This is a genomic window from Aeromonas sp. QDB63 (assembly GCF_027707425.1).
Lineage (GTDB): Bacteria > Pseudomonadota > Gammaproteobacteria > Enterobacterales > Aeromonadaceae > Aeromonas > Aeromonas caviae.
This window is the reverse complement of the sequence record NZ_JAPCIS010000004.1, coordinates 140,004-161,592: the sequence shown is the minus strand read 5'-3', so window position 1 is coordinate 161,592 and position 21,589 is coordinate 140,004. Positions and strand designations below refer to the sequence as shown.

The following is a 21,589-nucleotide window of genomic DNA, read 5'->3' as shown; positions in this document are numbered from 1 at the left end:
CTCTCAAAGGGGCGGCATGCCGCCCCTTCACGCAGACTCCCCACACGATAACGACAAAAGAGGTTGTGACAGTGATCAACCCCAAACTCACAAGACAGATGGAAAAACAGCCCAATCAGCTGCTCTGGCACGGGATCTTCCTGCTGCTGGTGCTGGCCGCCATTTTCGGCATCTACAAGGCCGTGCAGGCTGTGGATTACACCTGGCGCTGGGAACGCATTCCCCAGTACATCGCCTATCAGGCAGAACAGAAACACTATGCCGAGTTTGACGGCACTGTGGTCGCGGACAAGGGACAGCTCTTCCTGCAAGACGATCTCGACCCCAGCCGCCGTCAGGCCATCGCTCCCAAGGGCTCCCAGCTGGCTGAAGGGGATACCGTCTTCCTCGGCGATACCCTGGATGTGCAACTGAGCTGGACCGCCGGCCCCATTGCCTGGGGCGTCTGGGTCACGGTCAAGCTCTCCCTGGTGGCAGGCATCTTCGCCATCCTGCTTGGCACCCTGGCCGGGCTCGCCCGCCTCTCCCCCAATCCGGCCCTGCGCAACCTGGCCGTGACCTATGTGGAGCTCATCCGTGGCACCCCGTTGCTGGTGCAGATCTTCATCGTCTATTTCTTTATCGGCACCGTGCTGAACCTCGACCGATTCACCGCTGGTGTGGCGGCGCTCGCGGTCTTCACCGGCGCCTACGTGGCGGAGATCGTGCGCGCCGGCATCAGCTCCATTCACAAGGGGCAGATGGAAGCGGGCAGAAGCCTTGGCATGACCTCGGCCCAGACCATGCGCTACGTCATCCTGCCCCAGGCCTTCAAACGGGTGCTGCCACCGCTCGCGGGTCAGTTCATCAACCTCATCAAGGACTCCTCTCTGGTCTCCGTCATCTCCATCACCGATCTCACCAAGGCGGGGCGCGAAGTGGTCAGCTCCACCTTCAGCCCGTTCGAGGTGTGGTTCACCGTGGCTCTGCTCTATCTGGTGCTGACCGGCACTCTCTCCTTCCTGGTGCGTCGTCTGGAGGTGAAATATGCGCGCAGCAACTGATCCCGTTATCAAGGCGCCATCGGTGTCGAAACGTTCTGCCATCACCGGCACTCCCTGTCCCTTCCCGGTGCGTCGTCTGGAGGTGAACTATGCGCGCTGCAACTGATCCCATCATCAAGGCGACCGGTGTAGAGAAGTTCTACGGCACTGAGGTGCACGCCCTGAAAAACGTCAGCACCCAGGTGGCCGAAGGGGAAGTGGTGGTGATCGTGGGGCCGAGCGGCTCGGGCAAGTCCACCTTCCTGCGCACCCTCAACCAGCTGGAGACCATCAACGATGGCAATATCGTGGTCGACGGCATCAGCCTCACCGAACCCGGGGATGTCAACAAGCTGCGGGAAGAGGTGGGCATGGTGTTCCAGTCCTTCAACCTCTTCCCTCACCTGACGGTGCTGGACAACATCACCCTGGCCCCTCAGAAGGTGAGAGGGCTCTCTCGCCAGGAGGCAGAGGAGCGAGCCAAGGCCCTGCTGCTCAAGGTCGGTCTCTCCAACAAGGCCCAGAGCTACCCCTCCCAGCTCTCCGGCGGCCAGCAGCAGCGGGTGGCCATCGCCCGGGCGCTCGCCATGCAGCCGCGCATCATGCTGTTTGACGAGCCCACCAGCGCCCTCGACCCCGAAATGGTGGGAGAGGTGCTGGACGTCATGAAGGGGTTGGCCCGCGAAGGGATGACCATGGTGGTGGTGACTCACGAGATGGGCTTTGCCCGGGAAGTGGCGGACAGGGTGCTCTTCATGGAGAGCGGCGAGCTGCTGGTGGACGAGAAACCCGCCGACTTCTTCGACAATCCACCCTCCCCGCGCCTGCGCCAGTTCCTGAGCCAGGTGCTATAACCCGCGATGCACCAACACGAAGAGGGAGCCCATGGCTCCCTCTTCTATGCTTGCCTTCCCCCCAGATCATCTCCCTGGCGCATTGCTTGCCGCAGCCTTTTGCCATCGGGTTGTCACCACGCCAACGAGCAAGGATGTTAATGAAATTTTAAATTCATCCGGTATGCTGACATCCAACTGGTCCAACCGGATGGCTCACATGGATGTGCAACTGCTCCTGCTCTACCTCTCGCCCCTCTTTCTGGTTTTCATCGGCTGGGAGATGCTCTACCTGCGAAAACACGGCGCCGCCTATCCCACGGCGGGCTACCAGTGGAAGGATCTCTTCGCCAATGCCACCCTGGCACTGATGCATCAGGGGGGCGATGCCCTGGCCGCCATTGCCATCGCCTATCTCTATGACACCCTCTGGGGCTGGCGATTATTCGATATCGAGCTGAACCTCTGGAGCCTCTTGCTGCTCTTTCTGTTGCAGGATCTCTGCTACTGGCTGTTCCACTTCGCGAGCCACCATGTGCGCTGGCTCTGGGCCTCCCACGTGGTGCACCACAGCTCGGAGCGGCTCAACCTCTCCACCGCCTTTCGCCAGAGCCTGATGTACCCGGTCTCCGGCATGTGGCTGTTCTGGATCCCCATGATCCTCATCGGCTTCCCCCCCGAGGCGGTGGTGGCCACCGTGCTCTTGAGCCTGGGTTTTCAGTTCTTCGTCCACACCCAGGTGGTGGGCAAGCTGGGCAAACTTGAATGGATCTTCAACACCCCGTCCCACCACAGGGTGCACCACGCCAGCAATGCCAGATACATCGATCGCAACTTCGCCGGCGTGCTCATCATCTGGGACCGGCTGTTTGGCACCTTCGTGGAAGAAGACTTGGGCGAGCCGTGCCGTTTCGGCATCACCAAGCCAATTCACAGCTTCAACCCCCTCACCCTCACCTTCCACGAGTGGCGCGACATGCTGCAAGAGGCCCGGGGCCTCCCATGGCGGCAAAAGCTCGCCGTGCTGTTTGGCAAACCGGCGGGCCCCACCAGCGGTTGACCCACCGACCAGGATAAAAAAGAGCGCACAGGGGCGCTCTTTTTCATGACAGGGACAACCCCCGGGTCAGACGTGAACGAAGGACCAGACGGCGGGGATCAGGCTCAGCAGCGTCACCCCGGCCAGCAGCCGTTCGCGCCCGCTGAGCCGCTGTTCGGCGCCGAGCTGGCGACGGCTGTAGAGAAACAGCAGCAGACCCGGCCCGTAGAGCAGAAGCGACAGCAGCAGGTACTCCACCCCGGCGGCGTAGAGCAGCCAGAAACCATAACCGCTCGACACCAGCGCCACCACCCGCATCAGGCCGCGGCCCTGCCCCCCCTTGCCACTGAAGACCAGCTTGAGCAGGAAGAGGCCGATGAGCAGGTAGGGCACCAGGATCATGGAGGTGGAGATGAGCAGCAGGTTGGTATACCCCTTGCCAAGCAGCCATACCAGCAGCAAGCAGCCCTGCACGGTCAGGCTGGTGAGCCAGAGCGAGGCGATGGGGGTGCCGTTGCGGTTCTCGCGCCGGAAGATGGCCGGGAAGGCCCCGTGACGCGCCGCGCTGAACGGCACCTCGGCCGAGAAGAGAGTCCAGCTCACGTAGGAGGCGAGCACCGACACGATGAGGCCGGCGCTGATGAGCAGCTTGCCCCAGGAACCCGTCATCTGGGCCATCAATCCCGCCATGGAGGGGTTGGGCAGGGCCGCAAGCTCCGGGCGGCTCAATATTCCGAGCGCCAGCACCGAGATGAGCACATAGAGCAGCAGCGCCAGCACCACGCCGAGCACGGTGGCGGTGCCCACGTCCCGCTTGTTTCTCGCCCGGGCCGAGAGCACCGCTGCCCCTTCGATGCCGGTGAAAACCCAGAGGGTGATGAGCATGGTGTTGCGCACCTGCTCGGAGACCGGTACCGCCAGGGTGCTGCCCTCCTGATCCGCCGCAAAGGTGACCGGATCGAACCAGTAGCAGGCGAACAGGATGAACAGCAGCAGCGGCAGGCTCTTGGCCAGGGTCGCCACCAGATTGAACAGGGCCGCCTGCTGCACGCCTCGGGCCACCAGCAGGTGCACCGCCCAGAGGATGCAGGACTCGCCGACAAAAGCTGCCAATGTGTTGCCCTCGCCAAACCAGACCCGCTCCGGCGTGTCGACGAAGCTGCCCAGCGCCGCGAAGGCGATCACCAGATACCCCACCACGCCGATGGTGGCACAGAGCCAGTATCCCCAGGCGGAGAAGAACCCCACCAGCTCGCCAAAGCCGGCTCGGGCATAGCTGTAGATGCCGCCGTCGAGCTCGGGTTTGAGCCGCGACAGGTAAAGGAAGCTCATGGCCAGCGCCAGTATGCCGACCCCGGTGACGGCCCAGCCGATCAGCACGGCGCGGGCGCCCGCCACATCGGCCATGTTCTGGGGCAGGCTGAAGATGCCGGCCCCCACCATGGAGCTGAACACCAGCGCAGTGAGGGACCAGAGCCCGATCTTGCTCTCTTTCATGGGCGCTCCTTAACGCAGCCGGCTGGCCAGCGCCTCGATGTGTTCCGGACCGATGCCGCAGCAGCCGCCGATGAGGTTTGCCCCGGCTCTGCGCCAGCGCTCGGCCCAGCCGAGGTAATCCAGCGGCCCCAGATCGCCGCGGATCTCGTCCAGACCGTCATTGGCAGTCGCCTCCTTGGGCTGGGGCGGGAAGGCGTTGGCATAGGCGCCGAGGCGAACGTCGGTGCGCCCCTGAACCTGCAACGCGGCGACGGCCACCTTGAGCGCCCCTTCAATCACCTCGGGCTGGCAGCAGTTGAACAGGATGGCATCCACCCCGGCCGACGCCAACGCGGTCACGGCATCCGCCACCCGCTCGCCGGAGCGCAGGGTGGGCTCGCTGCCCGGCGCTTCGTCTTCCAGAGTAAAGGAGACCCAGAACGGCTTGCCGTCCTCGGGCAGCAGGGCCTTGAGGGCCAGGGGCTCGGCGATGAGGCTCATGGTCTCCGCCAGCCAGAGATCCACATGGGGTGACAGGGCACGGATAAGCGGTGTCGCCAGCTCGCTCACCCGCTCGGCCTGATAGAGGTCCGCACGATAGGAGCCAAAGAGCGGCGGCAAGGAGCCGGCCACCTTGACGGCTCCCCCCTGCTCGTCGGCCACGTCTCGGGCCAGTTGCCCGGCCAGAGCTGCAAGTGCCTCCCCTTGGGCGGCAAAGCGCGCCTCGCCGATGTGGAAGGGCACCAGGGCATAGCTGTTGGTAGTGATCACCCGGGCACCGCTCGTCGCATAGGCCTGGTGTACCTCGCGCACCGTCTCGGGCGCTTCCATCAACGCCAGCGCCGACCACTCCGGTTGACGGAACGGCGCACCACGCCGCGCCAGTTCACGGCCCATACCGCCATCGAGTACCCACAAATCCTGCTTGTCCATCTCTGTCTCTCTGCGTCTCCCCGCCATGACGGGTGTTTATTGTGTGAAACCATATTAAGCCATCAAAACATCTAGACGGCTAGAAATCCCAAATATCATGACCCAAAGTAGAACAAGAGGCAATCGGGGGCTACGAACAAATCCGGGCAAGCTCAGGATGATGGCGGCAAAGGGAGATCTCCCCGGCACAGGCATCACCTGGCCAGGCACTGAAACGACAAGAGGCCACCCCGGGGGGTGGCCTCTTGTGAAACAGGGGATCAAGGCGGGCACAGCCGCCGATAACCAGGGGCTCAGCGCCCGGCCAGCACCCGCTTGGTCTGCTTGACCCAGTCGGAGACCCGGCCCTGCTGGGGATAGCCCTGCCAGATCTGCTCCCACTGGGCGGGGCTGAGGGGGCGGCCCAGCCGACGCTGCACCCCGGCATAGAGGTAGTCGTGGGCCGTGGTGCGTGCCTGGGCCGAGGTGAGGAACTTGGCAACAGGGTCGGTGAGACGCACGTCCCGCATGCCGAGCAGCGGATAGTCGCTGTGCACCGCCGCCAGCATGGTCTCGCGCATGGCGGATTCGATGTAACCCCGGGCAAACAGGGCGGTGACCGATTCAAGCGACCCTTGATCCGGGCCGTGATACTCCTCGTCGAACACCGGGCTGGGCTCTGCCACGGCGCTTTGCACCACCGCATCGGGATCCTGCTGCGGGACCACCACGGCAGGCTCGGGGGTAACGGGTTTGGCAGGCGTCACTGGCTTGCGCGGTGCGCTCTGGCTGCAGGCACCCAGTGCCAGGGCGAGCGCCACACAGGCCAGCGCACGGGAATGAGTCTTCATCTTCATGATTGCTAACGAACTCCTTTAGGATTCCTGAGCGGGCTTCTCATTGCTCGCAGGTTCTACCCGGGTGACCAGCAACTGGTCAATCTTGTAACTGTCGATGTCCACCACTTCGAACTTGTAACCGGCATATTTGACCGAGTCGGTGCGCTTGGGGATCTTGCGCAGCATGTACATGATGAAACCGGCGATGGTCTCGTAGTTTTGGTTTTCCGGGAACTCCTCGATGTCGAAGGCGCGCATCACGTCGGAGATGGGGGTAACCCCGTCCACCAGCCAGGAGTTCTCGTCCCGCTGGACGATCTGCTCTTCCACCACGTGGGTGGCCCACTCCCCCATGACGGTGCTCATCAGGTCGTTCATGGTGACGATGCCCACCACCAGGGCGTATTCGTTCATCACCACCGCAAAGTCGCCGCGATGGTTCTTGAAGTACTCCATCGCCTCGTAGAGGTTGAGGGTGTCGGGAATGATGATGACGTTCTGCACCAGGGAGCCGCTGTTGAGATCGATGCTCTGGCCGCTGATGACGCGGATCAGCAGCTCCTTGGCATCCACGAACCCCTTGATGCTGTCGAGGTTGTGGTCGCACACCAGGAACTTGTTGTGGGGGTGCTCGGCGATCTTCGCCTTGATGCTCTCCTCCCCCTCTTGCAGGGTGAAGTAGATGAGGCTCTCCCGCGCCGTCATGGCGGAAGTGACACCCAGAGACTGGAGCTCGAACACGTTCTCGATGAGCTGGTGCTCCTCGCGCTGAATGACACCGGCTTCGGCACCTGCATCCATCACCGCATAAATATCGTCGGAGGTGATCTCGTCGTTGCGCACCATGGAGATGCGCATCAGCCGGAACAGGCCGTTGGCCATGCCGTTGAACAGCCACACCAGCGGCATCAGCAAGGTGACGCACAGCATCATGGGACGCACCACCACCACGGCGATCCGCTCGGGCATGGTCATGGCAAGGCGCTTGGGCATCAGGTCCGCTATCAGGATGAACATGCCGGTGACGAAGACGAACGAGGCCGCAGAGCTAATCTGGCCGAGCCAGGGCCCCTGGTAGAAGCCGGCAATCAGCTCCCTGATGGCGGGATTGAGGGCGGATTCCCCCAGGATACCGCCGAGGATGGCGACGGTATTGAGGCCTATCTGCACCACGGTAAAGAAGTTGCCCGGCTGGGCCTGCAATGCCAGCACCTTCTCGGCGTGGCGGTTGCCCTCGTCGGCCATCACCTGCAACTTGATCTTGCGGGAGGCGGCAAGGGAGATCTCGGAGAGTGAGAAGAACACGCTGCCGGCGACCAGCAGCATCAGAAAGAACAAACTATCGGCAAAACTCATGATTAACCTATTGCGACAGCCGCCTTAGCACAAGACGGCAAACTGGGCCCGGGAAACCGGACCGTGACTCCATCCGGGACTCACACAGGGGCCATATTCTAGCAGAAAAGCGCCCGCCGGGTGGCGTTATCTTGAACTGCCGTGCCATGCAATGAAAAAGGCGCTCAAAGCGCCTTTTTATTCAATCAGGGTTGGATTCCCGTCGTGCAGCCGCGACGGGAGCTCCACCCAAGGCGCCCCATCAGCCCTTGCCCAGCAGATCGCTCAGGTCATCGGCCTTGGTGTGACGCACATCCTTGCCCTTGACGTAGTAGACGATGTACTCGCAGATGTGCTGGCAGCGATCGCCGACCCGCTCGATGGCCCGTGCCGCCCACAAGACGTTCAGCACCTGCGGTATAGTGCGCGGATCTTCCATCATGTAGGTCATCAGCTCGCGGATGATGGACTCGTACTCCCGGTCCACCTTGTCATCTTCCTTGTAGACCGCCAGGGCGGCATCCAGATCCATGCGGGCGAAAGCGTCGAGCACGTCGTGGAGCATCTTGATGGTGCGACGCCCCATGTTCTCCAGCGACACCAGCGGTGGCTGGGGCTTGTTGGCGTTGTCGGTCAGCATGCGGGCAATCTTGTCCGCCACGTCGCCAATCCGCTCCAGATCCGTGATGGTCTTGATGATGGCCATCACCAGCCGCAGGTCGGACGCGGTGGGCTGACGCTTGGCGATGATGCGGGTGCACTCCTCGTCGATCGCCACTTCCATGGCGTTGACCTTGTGGTCGTTGGCCACGATCTTGCGCGCCGCATCCAGATCCTGGCCATGGATGGCGGCGATGGCGTCGGTGAGTTGCTTCTCCACCAGCCCCCCCATCACCAGTACCTGATTGCGCACGCTCTCAAGCTCGGCATTGAACTGACCGGAGATGTGTTTGTTGAGGTTCATATTGTCCATACCAGTAATCCTTGTTGCTCCGATTATGCCTTAGCCGTTGAACTGACTGCCAATCTGTTTGTTGATGCTCATCTTGCTCATCTTGCTCATCTCAATCAGCGGCATCCCTTAACCGTAACGACCGGTAATGTAGTCTTCGGTCTTCTTCTTGGCCGGGGTGGTGAAGATGGTGTTGGTATTCGAGTACTCGATGAGTTCCCCCATGTACATGAACGCGGTCTGATCCGAGACCCGCGCCGCCTGCTGCATGTTGTGGGTCACGATCACCACGGTGAACTGGCTCTTGAGCTCGTTGATGAGCTCCTCGATGGTGAGGGTGGAGATGGGGTCCAGCGCCGAGGTCGGTTCATCGAGCAGCAGCACTTCCGGCTCGATGGCGATGGCACGGGCAATCACCAGACGCTGCTGCTGACCACCGGAGAGGCCGAAGGCGTTGTCGTGCAGACGATCCTTCACCTCCTCCCACAGGGCGGCACCGCGCAGGGAACGCTCGGCGGCCTCGTCCAGAGTACGGCGGTCATTGATGCCCTGCAGGCGCAGGCCGTAGACCACGTTCTCGTAGATGGACTTGGGGAAGGGGTTGGGGCGCTGGAACACCATGCCCACCTGACGGCGAAGGGCGGAGACATCCACGCTCTTGTCGTAGATATTGTGGCCGTGCAGCTGGATCTCCCCCTCGATGCGGCAAATCTCCACCAGATCGTTCATCCGGTTGATGCAGCGCAGCAAAGTGGACTTGCCGCAACCGGACGGGCCGATGAAGGCGGTGACCTGACCCTTGGGGATCTTCATGTTGACGTTGAACAGCGCCTGCTTGTTGCCGTAGTACAGGTTGAGATCCTTCACCTCCAGCGCAGTCTGCTCCGGGGTCAGGTTGAGCAGGTCGGTGGCGGTGTGCGGGGCCGAACTCGGTGTTACGTTGATCATCTGTTTACCTCAAATTCTCTTGGTGGCAGCGGGCAAACGTCTTGCCCGCTGCCGGAATATCTGGTTGGCAGGGAAGGTCCCTGCCCGTCTCTGTAATGGCTGGATTAATGTTCCAGCGACCGGAATTTCTCGCGCAGGTGGTTACGAATACCGATCGCCGTCAGGTTGAGGCCGACGATCACCGTCACCAGCAGGAAGGAGGTGGCGTAGACCAGAGGACGCGCCGCCTCGACGTTCGGGCTCTGGAAGCCCACGTCATAGATGTGGAAGCCCAGGTGCATGAACTTGCGCTCCACGTGCAGGTACGGGAAGTTGCCGTCCATCGGCAACGTTGGAGCAAGCTTCACCACCCCCACCAGCATTAGCGGCGCCACCTCGCCCGCCGCACGGGCAATCGCCAGGATAAGGCCGGTCATGATGGCCGGGCTGGCCATGGGCAGCACGATGCGCCAGAGGGTCTCGGCCTGGGTAGCACCCAGCGCCAGCGAACCCTGGCGAATGGTGCTCGGGATCCGGGCCAGCCCCTCTTCGGTGGAGACGATCACCACCGGCAGGGTCAGAATGGCCAGGGTCAGGGCTGACCAGATGACTCCGGGGGAACCGAAGGTCGGGCTCGGCAGCGCTTCCGGGTAGAAGAGGCGGTCGATGCTGCCCCCCAGGGTGTAGACGAAGAAGCCCAGACCAAACACGCCGTAGACGATGGAGGGCACCCCCGCCAGATTGATCACCGCGATACGGATGATCTTGGTCAGGCTGTTCTTGCCCGCGTACTCATGCAGGTAGACGGCCGCCACCACCCCGAGCGGGGTCACGATGATGGCCATCAGGATCACCATGAAGACGGTGCCGAAGATGGCAGGGAAGACGCCGCCCTCGGTGTTCGCCTCCCGGGGGTCATCGGAGACGAACTTGCCTATCTGGTGGAACCAGTGACCCACCTTGGCCATCAGGCTCATGTCGTTGGGCCAGACCACATCCAGCACCCGGGACATGGGCATGGTCACCAGCTCGCCGCGCATGTCCTTGACGGTGATGCTGTCTCTGTCCGCCTGGGTACGCAGGGAGAAGAGCTCTTTCTCCAGCACCTGGTAACGGTCGTTGAGCGCCTGACGCTCGCTCGCCAGCTCGGCTTTAAGCTGATCGGTCAACTTGTCATCCAGCTCGGCCTTGCGCTCTTTCAGGCGCAGGCGCTCCAGCTGATAGTTGATGCTGCCGATGGCCCCTTTTTGCAGGTCGTTGGCTTGGCTTGAGAGGCCGTTGGCACGGGCCAGCACCCGCTGCAAGGCGGGATGCAGATCCGTGGTCAGCTCCTGGCCATCTTCCTTCACCGAGGTGATGTAACCATAGAAGTTGCCGTTGGTGGCGCGTTCCACCATGGCGAGCTCCACCGGCTGGGTGCGCGATTTGATATCGGTCTCCAGTACCCAGCGGAAATCGAGGTCGACGAACTCCCGGTTGCCGGTCTTGACCAGATAACGGGTAATCTCTTCGCGCTCCTCCCCTTCCAGCGCCTGGCCTGCGGCGCGCAGGCGCTCCACCGGCACCAGCTCCCGGTCGTTGATCTCGCCAATCAGGACGCTCTTGTTGCCGCTTGCATCTTCAAGTTGCCACTCATAGATGGGATGGGGCCAGAAATAGACCAGACCACGCCAGCCGATCAGCAACAACAGACCCAGTACGGCCACCAGACTCAGGCTGACGGCGCCCCCCGTCATCCAGATCCAGGGGGCCCCCGATTTAAACCACTTACCCATTGTCGATTCCTTAGTCCTTACAGAGAGCTGTACTTTTCACGCAACCGCTGGCGGACGAATTCGGCCAGGGTATTGAACAAGAAGGTGAACACAAACAGCACGAAGGCGGCGAGGAAGAGCACCCGGTAGTGGGAGCTGCCCACTTCCGATTCCGGCATCTCCACCGCAATGTTCGCCGCCAGGGTCCGTAGCCCCTGGAACATGGAAAAGTCCATGATGGGGGTGTTGCCTGTGGCCATCAGCACGATCATGGTCTCGCCCACGGCGCGGCCAAGGCCCATCATCACCGCCGAGAAGATGCCCGGGCTCGCGGTGAGGATCACCACCCGGCTCAGGGTCTGCCACGGGGTCGCCCCCAGCGCAAGCGAGCCCTGGGTCAGGTGCTTGGGCACCGAGAAGACCGCGTCTTCGGCGATGGAGAAGATGGTGGGGATGACCGCAAAGCCCATGGCGATACCGACCACCAGGGAGTTGCGCTGGTCAAACTTGATGCCCATGTCGTGGGTCAGCCAGATGCGCGAATCACCGTGCATGAAGGCGTTCTCGATGATGGGGCTCAAGGCGAAGGCGCCCCATCCGATGAACAGCAGCACAGGGATGAGCAGGATGGCGTGCCAGCCTTCCGGCAGCCAGGTGCGGCCGCGCTCCGGCAGATAGTTCCACACCAGGGCGGTGAGCAGCATGCCCATGGGCAGCAGGATCAGCAGCAGGATCACCCCGGGCAGGGCCCCTTCGATGATGGGCGCAAGCCACAGACCCGCCAGGAAGCCGAGGATGACGGTCGGCAGCGCCGCCATGATCTCCACCGTCGGCTTGACGTATTTGCGCAGCCCCGCCGACATGAAGTAGGCGGTATAGATGGCACCGGCGACACCCAGGGGCACCGCGAACACCATGGCATAGAAGGAGGCTTTCAAGGTACCGAACACCAGGGGCACCAGGCTCAGCTTGGCTTCGAAGTCGTTGCTGGCGGAGGTGGACTGCCACACGTACTGGGGCTCGGGATAGCCTTCATACCACACCTGTTGCCAGAGGGCAGACCAGGTTACCTCGGGGTGATCGTTCTCGACGTCAAAGACCTTGAAGTCATCCCCCTGCTGGGTCAACAGCAGGTTGTGGCGAGGAGAGATGGCAACGGCAGCCAGGTTGCCCCCGTCAACCTTCTCGCCAAGCAGCTTGGCTTCGCCGGTGGCATGGAAGAAGTTGATGGTGCCGTCGCTGCCTGCGCTGATGAAGCCCTTGCGAAAGTGCTCGGGGGTCAGCAGGGCGACCGGCGCGTCACTCTTGAAGTCACGGATCTGGGTGAACTGGCGCTTGCCATCCTTTGCCACCTCGAACCACTGGGAGATGACGCCGTTGTCGTTGCCCACCAGCAGGGAGGACGCACCGGAGAGCAGTGCCACCTGGGTCACGCTGGCATTGGGGGCGTTGATCTCCATGACATTGCGCAGGGAGATGTCGCTCAGGTTGTGGATGTCATAGACCGACAGGCGGTTGCCCTCGCGCACGAACAACAGGCGCAGGTTCGGGGTCAGCAGCATCTGGTCAACATGGCGTGGCAGGGACGGAATGGTGTAGGTCTGGTTGCTCCACTCGATTTCGCCGGAGAGGAAATTCTCCTCACCGCTCATCACCATCAGCACACCACGACCATCTTCGGTCACGGCCGCGGTCGCCATTTTGTCCTTGGTCGCCTCGAAGACCATGCGCGTCAGCGCCTTGCCCTGGGGATCGATCACCACAGGGGTCTCGCCGAAGGGATATTGCAGGCTGGGCTCGATGACGCGCACGTCATTGGGATAGGAGATCTTGAAATAGGGTTGCACCACCTGGGCCTTGCCGTCGGCAAACCCATAGGCGATGAGTTTCTGGCCCGGCGCAGGCGGCGCGACCGCCGTGATCTCGCCGTCCACCTGCGCCTCACCAATCACCTGTCCGGTCTTGATCTTGCCATCCGGTTGCACGGCAAAGAATTTGACCTTCCCCTGGTCGCTGAAGCGGTAACCTATCTCGTTTTGCTCCTCGACCCCGAGCCAGGCGGTCTTGCCCTTGATGGGCAGGGTGAAGGAAGCGGTGCTCTCCATGCTGGCGCCATTGAAGATGGGCTTCACCACATAAAGCAGGTAGAAGAAGATGAGCAGCAGCGCCACCAGCACCAGGGCTCCCCCTGTGGTGACGCCATATTTGGCCAATTTATCCTTGATCCGGCGTTTTCGACTGCCCGCCATGACCAGATTTAACGATTCCGATGACATGCAAGACCTCAATGTGAGCTAGGCTTGGCGGCATTATATGGCGGATGCATGACAGTTTTGTTACATCAACAGCGGCAAAGAGCGCAGGCTCCATCGGGGGGGTGGCAGTTGATATTCGGTGGGAAGCAGGCAGCCGGTCTGGCAGTGAAATAAAAGCAAACGGGGCCATCAGGCCCCGCTGTCATCTTGAGGAAGCGCCTCTTTCGCGGCGAGTCTGGCCGCCTTCTTCTCGGCGCGGCGCCGTTTGAAGAAATCCGACAGCTGGGCCGAGCAGGCGTCGGCGAGCACCTCCCCCGTCAGTGCCACCTGGTGGTTGTGGCGGGGATCCAGCAGGATATCGAACACAGACCCTGCCGCCCCCGTCTTCAAATCCCGGGCACCATAGACCACCCGCTTGACCCGGCTGTGGATGAGGGCGCCGGCACACATGCAGCAGGGCTCCAGCGTCACATAGAGGGTGGTGTCGAGCAGGCGATAGTTTTCAAGCTGCTTGCCCGCTTCCCGAAGCGCCATCACCTCGGCATGGGCACAGGCGTCGTGCTCGCTGATGGAGCGATTCCACCCCTCTGCCACTATCTTGTCCCCCAGCACCAGCACGGCGCCCACCGGGATCTCGCCTATCCCCTCTGCCCTGGCTGCCAGGGCCATGGCATGGCGCATCCAGCGTTCGTCCTCCTCGCGCTGGCTGATCTGTGCTGCAACTTCAGATGGTTTCACGCCCTGATCCTCTCGTCGATATGATGTCGGCTTGCCTGGCCCCTGCACGGCATCGGCCGCGTACTCCCGGATTGCTGCGTCCCGGCCCTGGGCACACCGGGCCCCTTCCCCCTCGCGCTGGCCGGTAGCCGGTAGCCCACGGCAGAAGATGCTGTCAATGAAAGAGAGGCCAAAGGCCCCGGCGACATAAGAACGCCCCGAGTCGGGTGTTCGCCACCCTGTGCCCGCCTAAGGGGGCGGCGATTATGCCAAAACTCCGGCCAGGGCCCAAGTTGCATCTTGGCTGAACAATAAAGAAGCAGTCGGCATCTCCCTGATAAAAAAGGAGTTGCGCCCGCCAAATCATCCGATTAGACTTCCTTCCCGTCAGCCGAGCTGACTCCGTCGGTGTGTAGCGCAGCCAGGTAGCGCATCTGCATGGGGTGTAGAGGGTCGGAGGTTCGAATCCTCTCACACCGACCAAATTCCCCGAAATAGCCCAGTCAAACGACTGGGCTATTTTTTTGCCTGCACGCCCGACGCTTGCCTCTTTTCCTCTCACCTCCCCCGTTCATCGGGTCGCCGCTTTTTATTGGCATGAATTTTATACAGAACCACTTGAAGCTTTCATAAAGTGCCGCTAGGATACGCAACTTTTCCGCCGGCCATAAAAACAGGGAGGTGGACACTAGGGTGATGGAATCACCGACCGGCTTGCAATCAATGAGGCAAGCATCCATGACCCAAGCTGTTGACTCCCAGCCCGTTCAGCCCCTGATCTCCCCCACGCCCTCCGAGCTCGATTCCGCAGAGCACGGGTTTGGCAGTTCAGTGCACCTCGATGTGATCGATCTCGCCGCCCCGGATGAAGATTACTGAGACGAGCCCGTGCCATAGTGCGGTTCAAGACGCCGGTTTTGCTGTCCGGCACCGCCCTTGACCCAGGCCAACAGACCGCCACCGCAAATAACGACAAAATGCTAGTTTTTCTTCAAAAATCAGTTTAATTGACCATCTCCTGCGTTCCAACCTCCCTCTCCTTCATGGACACGCCTTGATACAAACCTACGTTATTGCTCGTCATTTCCCTCTCTCCTGTTCGCCTTCGCCATTTTGACTCAATTTGACATTTTAGTTTTAAACGCCAGTTCACTACCCGGTTACTTCATAGCCCCCATGCAGTCTGGATTGAACGAAGGCATTTCATACAGCTGTTTTTGCAAAGCTTGGAGTAATGTCGGGATTTGTTTTTGCATTTGTAATTTTATTACGTAATTAGTTACATTTTTAACCCATCCCCTCTACCGAAATCCTCCCCCCTGCCGCCCCGGCGACCCAAGAGCATAACCATCTGCAAAGAGCTTTTGCACTAATCACATAAATCCATTTAAAACAGCACCTTAACTATCATCAAAAAACACCCGTTTTAAAAATCAAGTTGACGAATCCGCCATTATTTTGCACCTTATGAATCGTGTTACCCCGCTGTTACGGGGAGTTTGAAAGAAAGGGACATAGACGTTAGTCGTAGTTAATAAATTCAAAATGTAACTTTTGGAGGAGTACCCACTATGTCGGCACCGGCCCAGACCATCAGCAGCACCCGCCTGCGCATTCAAGGCGAGATGCTTCCCGATTACGCGCAGATCCTGACGCCGGATGCGGTGGCCCTGGTGTCCGAACTGGTGGAACGTTTCGCACCCCAACGCAACGAGCTGCTGAAGCAGCGAGTCGCACGCCAGGCCCGTATCGATGGCGGCGAGTTGCCGGACTTCCTGCCAGAGACCGCCCATATTCGCGATGGTGACTGGACCATTCGCGGCATCCCCGCCGATCTGCAGGACCGCCGTGTGGAGATCACCGGCCCGGTCGAGCGCAAAATGGTGATCAATGCCCTCAACGCCAACGTCAAGGTCTTCATGGCGGACTTCGAGGACTCCCTGGCCCCGGCCTGGAACAAGGTGATCGAGGGCCAGATCAACCTGCGCGATGCGGTCAACGGCACCATTGCCTACCAGAGCCCGGAGGGGAAGGCTTATACCTTGAATCCAAATCCGGCCGTGCTCATCTGCCGGGTGCGCGGTCTGCATCTGCCGGAGAAGCACGTCACCTTTGATGGTGCCCCCATTCCCGGCGGCCTGTTCGACTTCGCCCTCTATTTCCTGCACAACCACAAGGCGTTGCTGGCCAAGGGCTCCGGTCCCTACTTCTACGTACCCAAGCTGCAGAGCCATCTGGAAGGGCGCTGGTGGAGCGAGGTATTCGCCTGGACCGAAGACAGGTTTGCTCTGCCCCGCGGTACCATCAAGGCCACCGTGCTCATCGAGACCCTGCCGGCGGTATTCGAGATGGACGAGCTGCTCTATCAGATGAAGGATCACATCGTCGCCCTCAACTGCGGCCGCTGGGATTACATCTTCAGCTATATCAAGACCTTGAAAAACCACCCGGATCGCGTCCTGCCGGATCGTCAGGTGGTGACCATGGACAAGCCGTTCCTCTCTGCCTACTCGCGGCTGCTGATCAAGACCTGCCACAAACGCGGCGCGCTGGCGATGGGGGGCATGGCCGCCTTTATTCCGGCCAAGGACGCGGCAGTCAACGAACAGGTGTTTGCCAAGGTGCACGCAGACAAGCAGCGCGAGGCCGACAACGGCCACGATGGCACCTGGGTCGCCCACCCCGGTCTGGCCGATACCGCCATGGCGGTGTTCAACGCCACCATTCCGGCGGGTGCCCAGAACCAGATCGGCGTGCTGCGCGAGCAGGATGCCCCCATCACGGCCGCCGACCTGCTGGCCCCCTGTGAGGGTGATCGCACCGAGGCGGGCATGCGCACCAATATCCGCGTCGCCCTGCAATACCTGGAAGCCTGGATCAACGGCAATGGCTGCGTGCCCATCTACGGACTGATGGAAGATGCCGCCACCGCCGAGATCTCCCGCACCTCCATCTGGCAGTGGATCCGCCACGGCAAAACCCTCTCCAACGGTCAGGCGGTGACCAAGGCGCTGTTCCGCCAGATGCTGGCCGAGGAGCAGGAGGTGGTCAGAGGCGAAGTGGGCGAGGCCCGCTGGCAATCGGGCCGTTTCGCCGAGGCGAACGCCCTGATGGACGAGATCACCTGCGCCGACACACTCATCGATTTTCTGACGCTGCCCGGCTACGAGCGGCTGTGAGACCCGGGCCGGTAACGGCCCCCATAACAAGTCAATGGAAACGTGAAATCAATGAAAGAGGGAACTGATATGGCACTGACCCGTGAGCAACAGATCCAGGCTATCGAGAAAGACTGGGCAGAAAACCCCCGCTGGAAAGGGATCAAGCGCGGCTACAGCGCCGAGGACGTGGTGAACCTGCGTGGCAGCCTGCAGCCGGCACACACTCTGGCCCAACGCGGCGCCGACAAACTGTGGGAGCTGATCCACGGCGGCGCCAAGAAGGGCTATGTAAACTGCCTCGGCGCCCTGACCGGCGGCCAGGCGGTACAACAAGCCAAGGCCGGCATCGAAGCCATCTATCTCTCCGGCTGGCAGGTGGCGGCGGACAACAACCTCTCCTCCACCATGTACCCGGATCAGTCCCTCTACCCGGCCAACTCCGTCCCCTCCGTGGTGGAGCGCATCAACAACTCCTTCGCCCGGGCCGACCAGATCCAGTGGGCCAACAAGGTTGGACCAGAGGACAAAGGCTTCATCGACTACTTCCTGCCCATAGTAGCGGATGCGGAAGCCGGTTTCGGCGGCGTGCTGAACGCCTTCGAACTGATGAAGGGGATGATTGAAGCGGGCGCCGCCGGCGTGCACTTCGAAGATCAGCTCGCGTCCGTGAAAAAGTGCGGCCATATGGGCGGCAAGGTGCTGGTCCCGACCCAGGAAGCGGTGCAAAAGCTTGTCGCGGCTCGCCTCGCGGCAGATGTCTGCGGCACCACCACCCTGGTGATCGCCCGCACCGACGCCAACGCAGCGGATCTGCTGACCACGGATGCCGACCCCTACGATGCCGGCTTCCTGACCGGTGAGCGCACCAGTGAGGGCTTCTACAAGGTGCAGGCCGGCATCGAGCAGGCCATCTCCCGCGGCCTGGCCTACGCCCCTTACGCCGACATGGTGTGGTGCGAGACCGCCAAGCCCGATCTGGACGAGGCGCGCAAATTTGCCGAGGCCATCAAGGCCCAGTACCCGGACAAGATCCTGGCCTACAACTGCTCCCCGAGCTTCAACTGGAAGAAGAACCTGGACGATGCCACCATCGCCCGCTTCCAGCAAGAGCTCTCCGACATGGGCTACAAGTACCAGTTCATCACCCTGGCGGGTATCCACAACATGTGGTTCCACATGTACGAGCTGGCCTACCAGTACGCCCGTGGCGAGGGAATGAAGCACTATGTCGAGATGGTGCAGCAGCCGGAATTTGCCGCCGCCGAGCGGGGCTACACCTTCGTGGCACACCAGCAGGAAGTGGGTACCGGTTACTTCGACAAGGTGACCACCGTCATTCAGGGCGGCCAGTCGTCGGTGACCGCGCTGACCGGCTCGACCGAAGAAGATCAGTTCCACTGATAACTGTGTAATGCTCGCAAACAAACCCCGGCCAAGTCCCGGGGTTTGTCATTATGGGGCTTAGAACCTATCCCAGTAGGCGTAATCGTTGAAGGCAGTTTGAACACGGACAGCGCGCAGAAACCGGAGCGTACTGTAGTACGTGAGGATTTCGAGCACTGCCCAGGTTCAAAATGGCGAATAAGATAGCCTAATGTGATAGGTTTTCAGAGCTCGAGGATCTCTTTGACGAAAGGGATAGTGAGCTTGCGCTTGGCACGGAAGGAGGCGTTGTCGAGACGATTGAGGGTGGCAAGCAGGGTACGCATGTCGCGGGAGAGGCGGTTGAGCAGGAAACGGCCCACGTCGATGGGCAGCTTGAAACCCCGCAGCTCGGCGCGCAGTTGCAGGGCGCTGAGTTTGCCCTCGTCGTCCAGCTCGTCGAGGTGGAAGCTCACTCCCCAGTCGAGACGGGACGCGAGATCCGGCAGTTGCAGCCCCAGCTTGCGTGGCGCGCTGCAGCCGGTAACGATGAGCGTCCCCTCCCCCTTCTCCTTCCATCGATTGTAGAAGTCGAACAGGGCCCGCTCCCACAGGGCGTTGCCGGCGATCGCCTCCAGGCTGTCAAGACAGACCAGGGGCAGGCTCTCCAAAGCATCGAGCATGCTGGGGTCAAGCTGTTCAAACTGATCGAGGGAGAGATAGGCCGCCGCCGCGTCGCGGGCGTTGACCTCGGCACAGGTGGCATGGAGCAGATGGGAGCGGCCCGACCCCTTGGCTCCCCAGAAATAGAGGAAGGGCGAGCCCTGACCGATGGCCGCATTCTTGAGGGCGGTGATCAGATGGGCGTTGTTGCCGGGATAAAAACTGACGAAGGTTTCATCATCCGGTAGTTGTACGGCTAAAGACAGTTGGGCCGGTTGCTTCACTCGTTGGGCTTTGACTGTGATATTTGCGGGCAAGTGTATCACCAGCGGGGCAGATAGAGAACCGCCCGGACCATGTCGGGCGGTCAGGATCCTTCCCCGGGATCAGGGCTGCGACCATTGATAGCGCAGGCCGCTCTCGTTGTCTTCCGCCTGATGCAGGCGGCTCTCCAGTTGCAACCCCCTCACCAGCTCGGCCTTGTCCCCCTGCAGCGAGAGGTTGAAGGTCACCTTGTCCCCTTCCAGCTTGCCGATAGCCACCTTGGTGACACTGGCCATCCCCTGCAGCAGCTTCTGGATCTGGATCATGCCATCGATGTCGGACAGCCCCTCCACCACCAGGGTCTGGCTGGAGGCGACACCGGAGAGACGGGTACCGTACTGCTGCACCAGCCAACCGGCCAGGGCATCGGCAAAGCCCTTTGCCACCTCGGCCTGGGTACCTGAACCCGTGCCCTTGGTCAGCTCGGTCAGCTCTCCTGCCTGCGCCCCCGGCTTGGTACCATAAAGACCCCAGTCGATGCTCCAGGCCTCCCCCTCCGGGCTCAGTTTGCCGAGCACCACCATTTCGGCGCCGTAACGCTGGCTCGCCTTGAGCACGGGATCGGCAAAGCGGCCCCAGACATCGGTGGCATTGACCGCCATGTTGTCATCCAAGTCCATCAGCGGGAGACTGACCGGCAGCCCCATGGCCTGGGTCTGGGCACGCAGCGCCTCGGACCAGCCATCGCCGGACTGATCCGGCAGAATGCGCCGCTCCCCTTCGTCGACCACCAGCCAGATGGCGACCTGCGGCCGCACCGGGCCAAGCAGGGCAAACTTGCTCTGGCCGACCAGGGCGTTCACCTTGACCACATTGAAATCCGCCTTGAGAAACTTGACCGAGCCGATGTCCTGATAGCTGTATTGCTGCACGTAATCCGCCGGCGCCGCCAGGGCCTTCACCACATCCGGCTGGGTGAGGATATCACGCTTGCCCGTCACCTTGACGAGCACATCCCCCAGCGCCTGGGACTGGGCGGCCGTCATGTCGCCACTGGTGGGAGCCTTGCCCTGATAGAGGTCGGTTACCTGGGCGGCCGACACCACGAGAGGCAGACAGCAGCAGAGGAGAGTCGCTAAGCGTTTCAGCATAAAGAAGATTCTCGAAATGGGGGATGGTGCTTATGGTAGCGGCAAGGCGCGCATGGCAGCAAGCAAAGGGGGGGAGAAACAGCGGAGCCGGCAGGATGCCGGCTCCGTTTGCGCGCCTTGGGCGCGGCGATGGGGTGATGCTTACTTGGTGCCGAAGATCTTGTCGCCGGCATCCCCCAGACCCGGGACGATATAGCCCTTCTCGTTCAGCCCCTGGTCGATGGAGGCACAGAACAGCTCCACGTCCGGGTGAGCGGCTTCCAGGGCCTTGATGCCTTCGGGGGCGGCAACCAGCACCAGCACCTTGATGGACTGGCAACCTTTCTTCTTGAGCAGATCGATGGTGGCGATCATGGAGCCGCCGGTGGCCAGCATGGGGTCGATGACCAGGGCCAGACGCTCTTCGATGTTGCTGACGATCTTCTCGAAGTAGGGGACAGGCTGCAGGGTCTCTTCATCGCGATAGATACCGACCACGCTGACGCGGGCGCTCGGCATGTGCTCCAGCACGCCGTCCATCATGCCAAGACCGGCGCGCAGGATGGGCACGACGGTGACCTTCTTGCCCTTGATCTGGTCGACTTCCACAGGGCCGTTCCAGCCATCGATGGTCACTTTTTCGGTTTCGAAGTCAGAGGTCGCTTCGTAGGTCAACAAACTGCCCACTTCCTTGGCCAGTTCACGGAAACGCTTGGTGCTGATGTCGCCTTCGCGCATCAGGCCGATCTTGTGCTTGACCAGGGGGTGTTTGACTTCAACGACTTTCATTATTATCTCCTCTAACCGGCGCCAAAAAAATCGCGGAATCATACAACAAAAGCCACGGCTTGTAGAGCTTTTCGATTCAAAAACGCGCAAACGATTTTCTTTCTGGTTTTTCGTGCCCGCTGGTAGAATACGCCCCGAATTTTACCCTCCACTTCTTTA

Annotated in this window: 19 protein-coding genes and 1 tRNA gene; 8 read left to right on the top strand and 12 right to left on the bottom strand. The window is 61.3% G+C overall.

Annotated elements, in window-relative coordinates:
- Positions 1–98 precede the first annotated feature (98 nt).
- From PG879_RS04690 to PG879_RS04675, 4 genes are all read left to right on the top strand, one after another.
- On the top strand, positions 99–1,043 hold the full coding sequence (locus PG879_RS04690) for an amino acid ABC transporter permease (RefSeq protein ID WP_041201654.1): 945 nt from the start codon (positions 99–101) through the stop codon (positions 1,041–1,043).
- The gene (locus tag PG879_RS04685) at positions 1,027–1,149 is read left to right on the top strand and encodes a hypothetical protein (protein WP_257692682.1); all 123 of its coding nucleotides are present in this window, start codon (positions 1,027–1,029) and stop codon (positions 1,147–1,149) included. Before PG879_RS04690 ends, PG879_RS04685 begins: the two co-directional genes overlap by 17 nt.
- A complete protein-coding gene (locus PG879_RS04680; RefSeq protein ID WP_010675257.1) occupies positions 1,133–1,876 on the top strand; it encodes an amino acid ABC transporter ATP-binding protein in 744 nt (247 codons plus the stop codon). Before PG879_RS04685 ends, PG879_RS04680 begins: the two co-directional genes overlap by 17 nt.
- Positions 1,877–2,075: 199 nt before the next feature.
- On the top strand, positions 2,076–2,915 hold the full coding sequence (locus PG879_RS04675; protein ID WP_039040283.1) for a sterol desaturase family protein: 840 nt from the start codon (positions 2,076–2,078) through the stop codon (positions 2,913–2,915).
- 66 nt (positions 2,916–2,981) lie between these two features.
- Here PG879_RS04675 and PG879_RS04670 read toward each other — a convergent pair whose 3' ends face one another.
- The 9 genes from PG879_RS04670 to tadA all read right to left on the bottom strand — a co-directional run bounded on the left by PG879_RS04670 (position 2,982) and on the right by tadA (position 14,082).
- A complete protein-coding gene (locus PG879_RS04670; protein ID WP_042864109.1) occupies positions 2,982–4,391 on the bottom strand; it encodes a basic amino acid/polyamine antiporter in 1,410 nt (469 codons plus the stop codon).
- Positions 4,392–4,400: 9 nt separating this feature from the next.
- Positions 4,401–5,303, bottom strand: coding sequence for a homocysteine S-methyltransferase family protein (locus PG879_RS04665; RefSeq protein WP_039040257.1), 903 nt, complete (start codon positions 5,301–5,303; stop codon positions 4,401–4,403).
- A gap of 293 nt (positions 5,304–5,596) precedes the next feature.
- Positions 5,597–6,139 carry a hypothetical protein gene (locus PG879_RS04660; RefSeq protein ID WP_042017561.1) on the bottom strand — a complete coding sequence of 181 codons (543 nt, stop codon included), beginning with the start codon at positions 6,137–6,139 and terminating at the stop codon, positions 5,597–5,599.
- Between the two features lie 18 nt (positions 6,140–6,157).
- On the bottom strand, positions 6,158–7,477 hold the full coding sequence (locus PG879_RS04655) for a hemolysin family protein (protein ID WP_041213150.1): 1,320 nt from the start codon (positions 7,475–7,477) through the stop codon (positions 6,158–6,160).
- Positions 7,478–7,718: 241 nt separating this feature from the next.
- Complete coding sequence (gene phoU / locus PG879_RS04650; RefSeq protein WP_029314752.1) at positions 7,719–8,429, bottom strand: phosphate signaling complex protein PhoU; 711 nt, start codon at positions 8,427–8,429, stop codon at positions 7,719–7,721.
- A 108-nt stretch (positions 8,430–8,537) separates the two neighbouring features.
- On the bottom strand, positions 8,538–9,356 hold the full coding sequence (pstB, locus tag PG879_RS04645) for a phosphate ABC transporter ATP-binding protein PstB (RefSeq protein WP_010675264.1): 819 nt from the start codon (positions 9,354–9,356) through the stop codon (positions 8,538–8,540).
- Positions 9,357–9,460: 104 nt separating this feature from the next.
- Positions 9,461–11,110: a phosphate ABC transporter permease PstA gene (pstA, locus tag PG879_RS04640; RefSeq protein WP_128313625.1), complete on the bottom strand. Its 1,650-nt coding sequence runs from the start codon at positions 11,108–11,110 to the stop codon at positions 9,461–9,463.
- A 17-nt stretch (positions 11,111–11,127) separates the two neighbouring features.
- Positions 11,128–13,365 (bottom strand): ABC transporter permease subunit, encoded by a 2,238-nt coding sequence (locus tag PG879_RS04635; protein WP_210599817.1) that lies wholly within the window; start codon positions 13,363–13,365, stop codon positions 11,128–11,130.
- A 168-nt stretch (positions 13,366–13,533) separates the two neighbouring features.
- Positions 13,534–14,082 carry a tRNA adenosine(34) deaminase TadA gene (gene tadA, locus PG879_RS04630; RefSeq protein WP_080768115.1) on the bottom strand — a complete coding sequence of 183 codons (549 nt, stop codon included), beginning with the start codon at positions 14,080–14,082 and terminating at the stop codon, positions 13,534–13,536.
- Positions 14,083–14,467: 385 nt separating this feature from the next.
- On the opposite strand from tadA, the gene PG879_RS04625 reads away from it, so the two are divergent.
- The 4 genes from PG879_RS04625 to aceA all read left to right on the top strand — a co-directional run bounded on the left by PG879_RS04625 (position 14,468) and on the right by aceA (position 18,623).
- Positions 14,468–14,544: transfer RNA gene (locus PG879_RS04625), tRNA-Pro, on the top strand.
- A 255-nt stretch (positions 14,545–14,799) separates the two neighbouring features.
- Positions 14,800–14,940, top strand: coding sequence for a hypothetical protein (locus tag PG879_RS04620; protein ID WP_010675269.1), 141 nt, complete (start codon positions 14,800–14,802; stop codon positions 14,938–14,940).
- A 692-nt stretch (positions 14,941–15,632) separates the two neighbouring features.
- A complete protein-coding gene (gene aceB / locus PG879_RS04615; RefSeq protein WP_210599818.1) occupies positions 15,633–17,240 on the top strand; it encodes a malate synthase A in 1,608 nt (535 codons plus the stop codon).
- 69 nt (positions 17,241–17,309) lie between these two features.
- Positions 17,310–18,623: an isocitrate lyase gene (aceA, locus tag PG879_RS04610; RefSeq protein ID WP_041213155.1), complete on the top strand. Its 1,314-nt coding sequence runs from the start codon at positions 17,310–17,312 to the stop codon at positions 18,621–18,623.
- A 206-nt stretch (positions 18,624–18,829) separates the two neighbouring features.
- On the opposite strand, the gene hda is transcribed toward aceA, so the two are convergent.
- The 3 genes from hda to upp form a co-directional block, all read right to left on the bottom strand.
- Positions 18,830–19,531 (bottom strand): DnaA inactivator Hda, encoded by a 702-nt coding sequence (hda, locus tag PG879_RS04605; protein ID WP_010675272.1) that lies wholly within the window; start codon positions 19,529–19,531, stop codon positions 18,830–18,832.
- Between the two features lie 102 nt (positions 19,532–19,633).
- Entirely contained in the window at positions 19,634–20,662 is a 1,029-nt protein-coding gene (locus tag PG879_RS04600) for a DUF2066 domain-containing protein (RefSeq protein WP_210599819.1), read from the bottom strand.
- 141 nt (positions 20,663–20,803) lie between these two features.
- On the bottom strand, positions 20,804–21,430 hold the full coding sequence (upp, locus tag PG879_RS04595; protein WP_005302745.1) for a uracil phosphoribosyltransferase: 627 nt from the start codon (positions 21,428–21,430) through the stop codon (positions 20,804–20,806).
- Between the last annotated feature and the right edge of the window lie 159 nt (positions 21,431–21,589).

Bases quoted from the DNA above. Each gene is read 5' to 3' on its own strand.
- PG879_RS04690 (WP_041201654.1), top strand. From the start codon at position 99: ATGGAAAAACAGCCCAATCAGCTGCTCTGGCACGGGATCTTCCTGCTG.
- PG879_RS04685 (WP_257692682.1), top strand. From the start codon at position 1,027: ATGCGCGCAGCAACTGATCCCGTTATCAAGGCGCCATCGGTGTCGAAA.
- PG879_RS04680 (WP_010675257.1), top strand. From the start codon at position 1,133: ATGCGCGCTGCAACTGATCCCATCATCAAGGCGACCGGTGTAGAGAAG.
- PG879_RS04675 (WP_039040283.1), top strand. From the start codon at position 2,076: ATGGATGTGCAACTGCTCCTGCTCTACCTCTCGCCCCTCTTTCTGGTT.
- PG879_RS04670 (WP_042864109.1), bottom strand. From the start codon at position 4,391: ATGAAAGAGAGCAAGATCGGGCTCTGGTCCCTCACTGCGCTGGTGTTC.
- PG879_RS04665 (WP_039040257.1), bottom strand. From the start codon at position 5,303: ATGGACAAGCAGGATTTGTGGGTACTCGATGGCGGTATGGGCCGTGAA.
- PG879_RS04660 (WP_042017561.1), bottom strand. From the start codon at position 6,139: ATGAAGATGAAGACTCATTCCCGTGCGCTGGCCTGTGTGGCGCTCGCC.
- PG879_RS04655 (WP_041213150.1), bottom strand. From the start codon at position 7,477: ATGAGTTTTGCCGATAGTTTGTTCTTTCTGATGCTGCTGGTCGCCGGC.
- phoU (WP_029314752.1), bottom strand. From the start codon at position 8,429: ATGGACAATATGAACCTCAACAAACACATCTCCGGTCAGTTCAATGCC.
- pstB (WP_010675264.1), bottom strand. From the start codon at position 9,356: ATGATCAACGTAACACCGAGTTCGGCCCCGCACACCGCCACCGACCTG.
- pstA (WP_128313625.1), bottom strand. From the start codon at position 11,110: ATGGGTAAGTGGTTTAAATCGGGGGCCCCCTGGATCTGGATGACGGGG.
- PG879_RS04635 (WP_210599817.1), bottom strand. From the start codon at position 13,365: ATGTCATCGGAATCGTTAAATCTGGTCATGGCGGGCAGTCGAAAACGC.
- PG879_RS04620 (WP_010675269.1), top strand. From the start codon at position 14,800: ATGACCCAAGCTGTTGACTCCCAGCCCGTTCAGCCCCTGATCTCCCCC.
- aceB (WP_210599818.1), top strand. From the start codon at position 15,633: ATGTCGGCACCGGCCCAGACCATCAGCAGCACCCGCCTGCGCATTCAA.
- aceA (WP_041213155.1), top strand. From the start codon at position 17,310: ATGGCACTGACCCGTGAGCAACAGATCCAGGCTATCGAGAAAGACTGG.
- PG879_RS04600 (WP_210599819.1), bottom strand. From the start codon at position 20,662: ATGCTGAAACGCTTAGCGACTCTCCTCTGCTGCTGTCTGCCTCTCGTG.
- upp (WP_005302745.1), bottom strand. From the start codon at position 21,430: ATGAAAGTCGTTGAAGTCAAACACCCCCTGGTCAAGCACAAGATCGGC.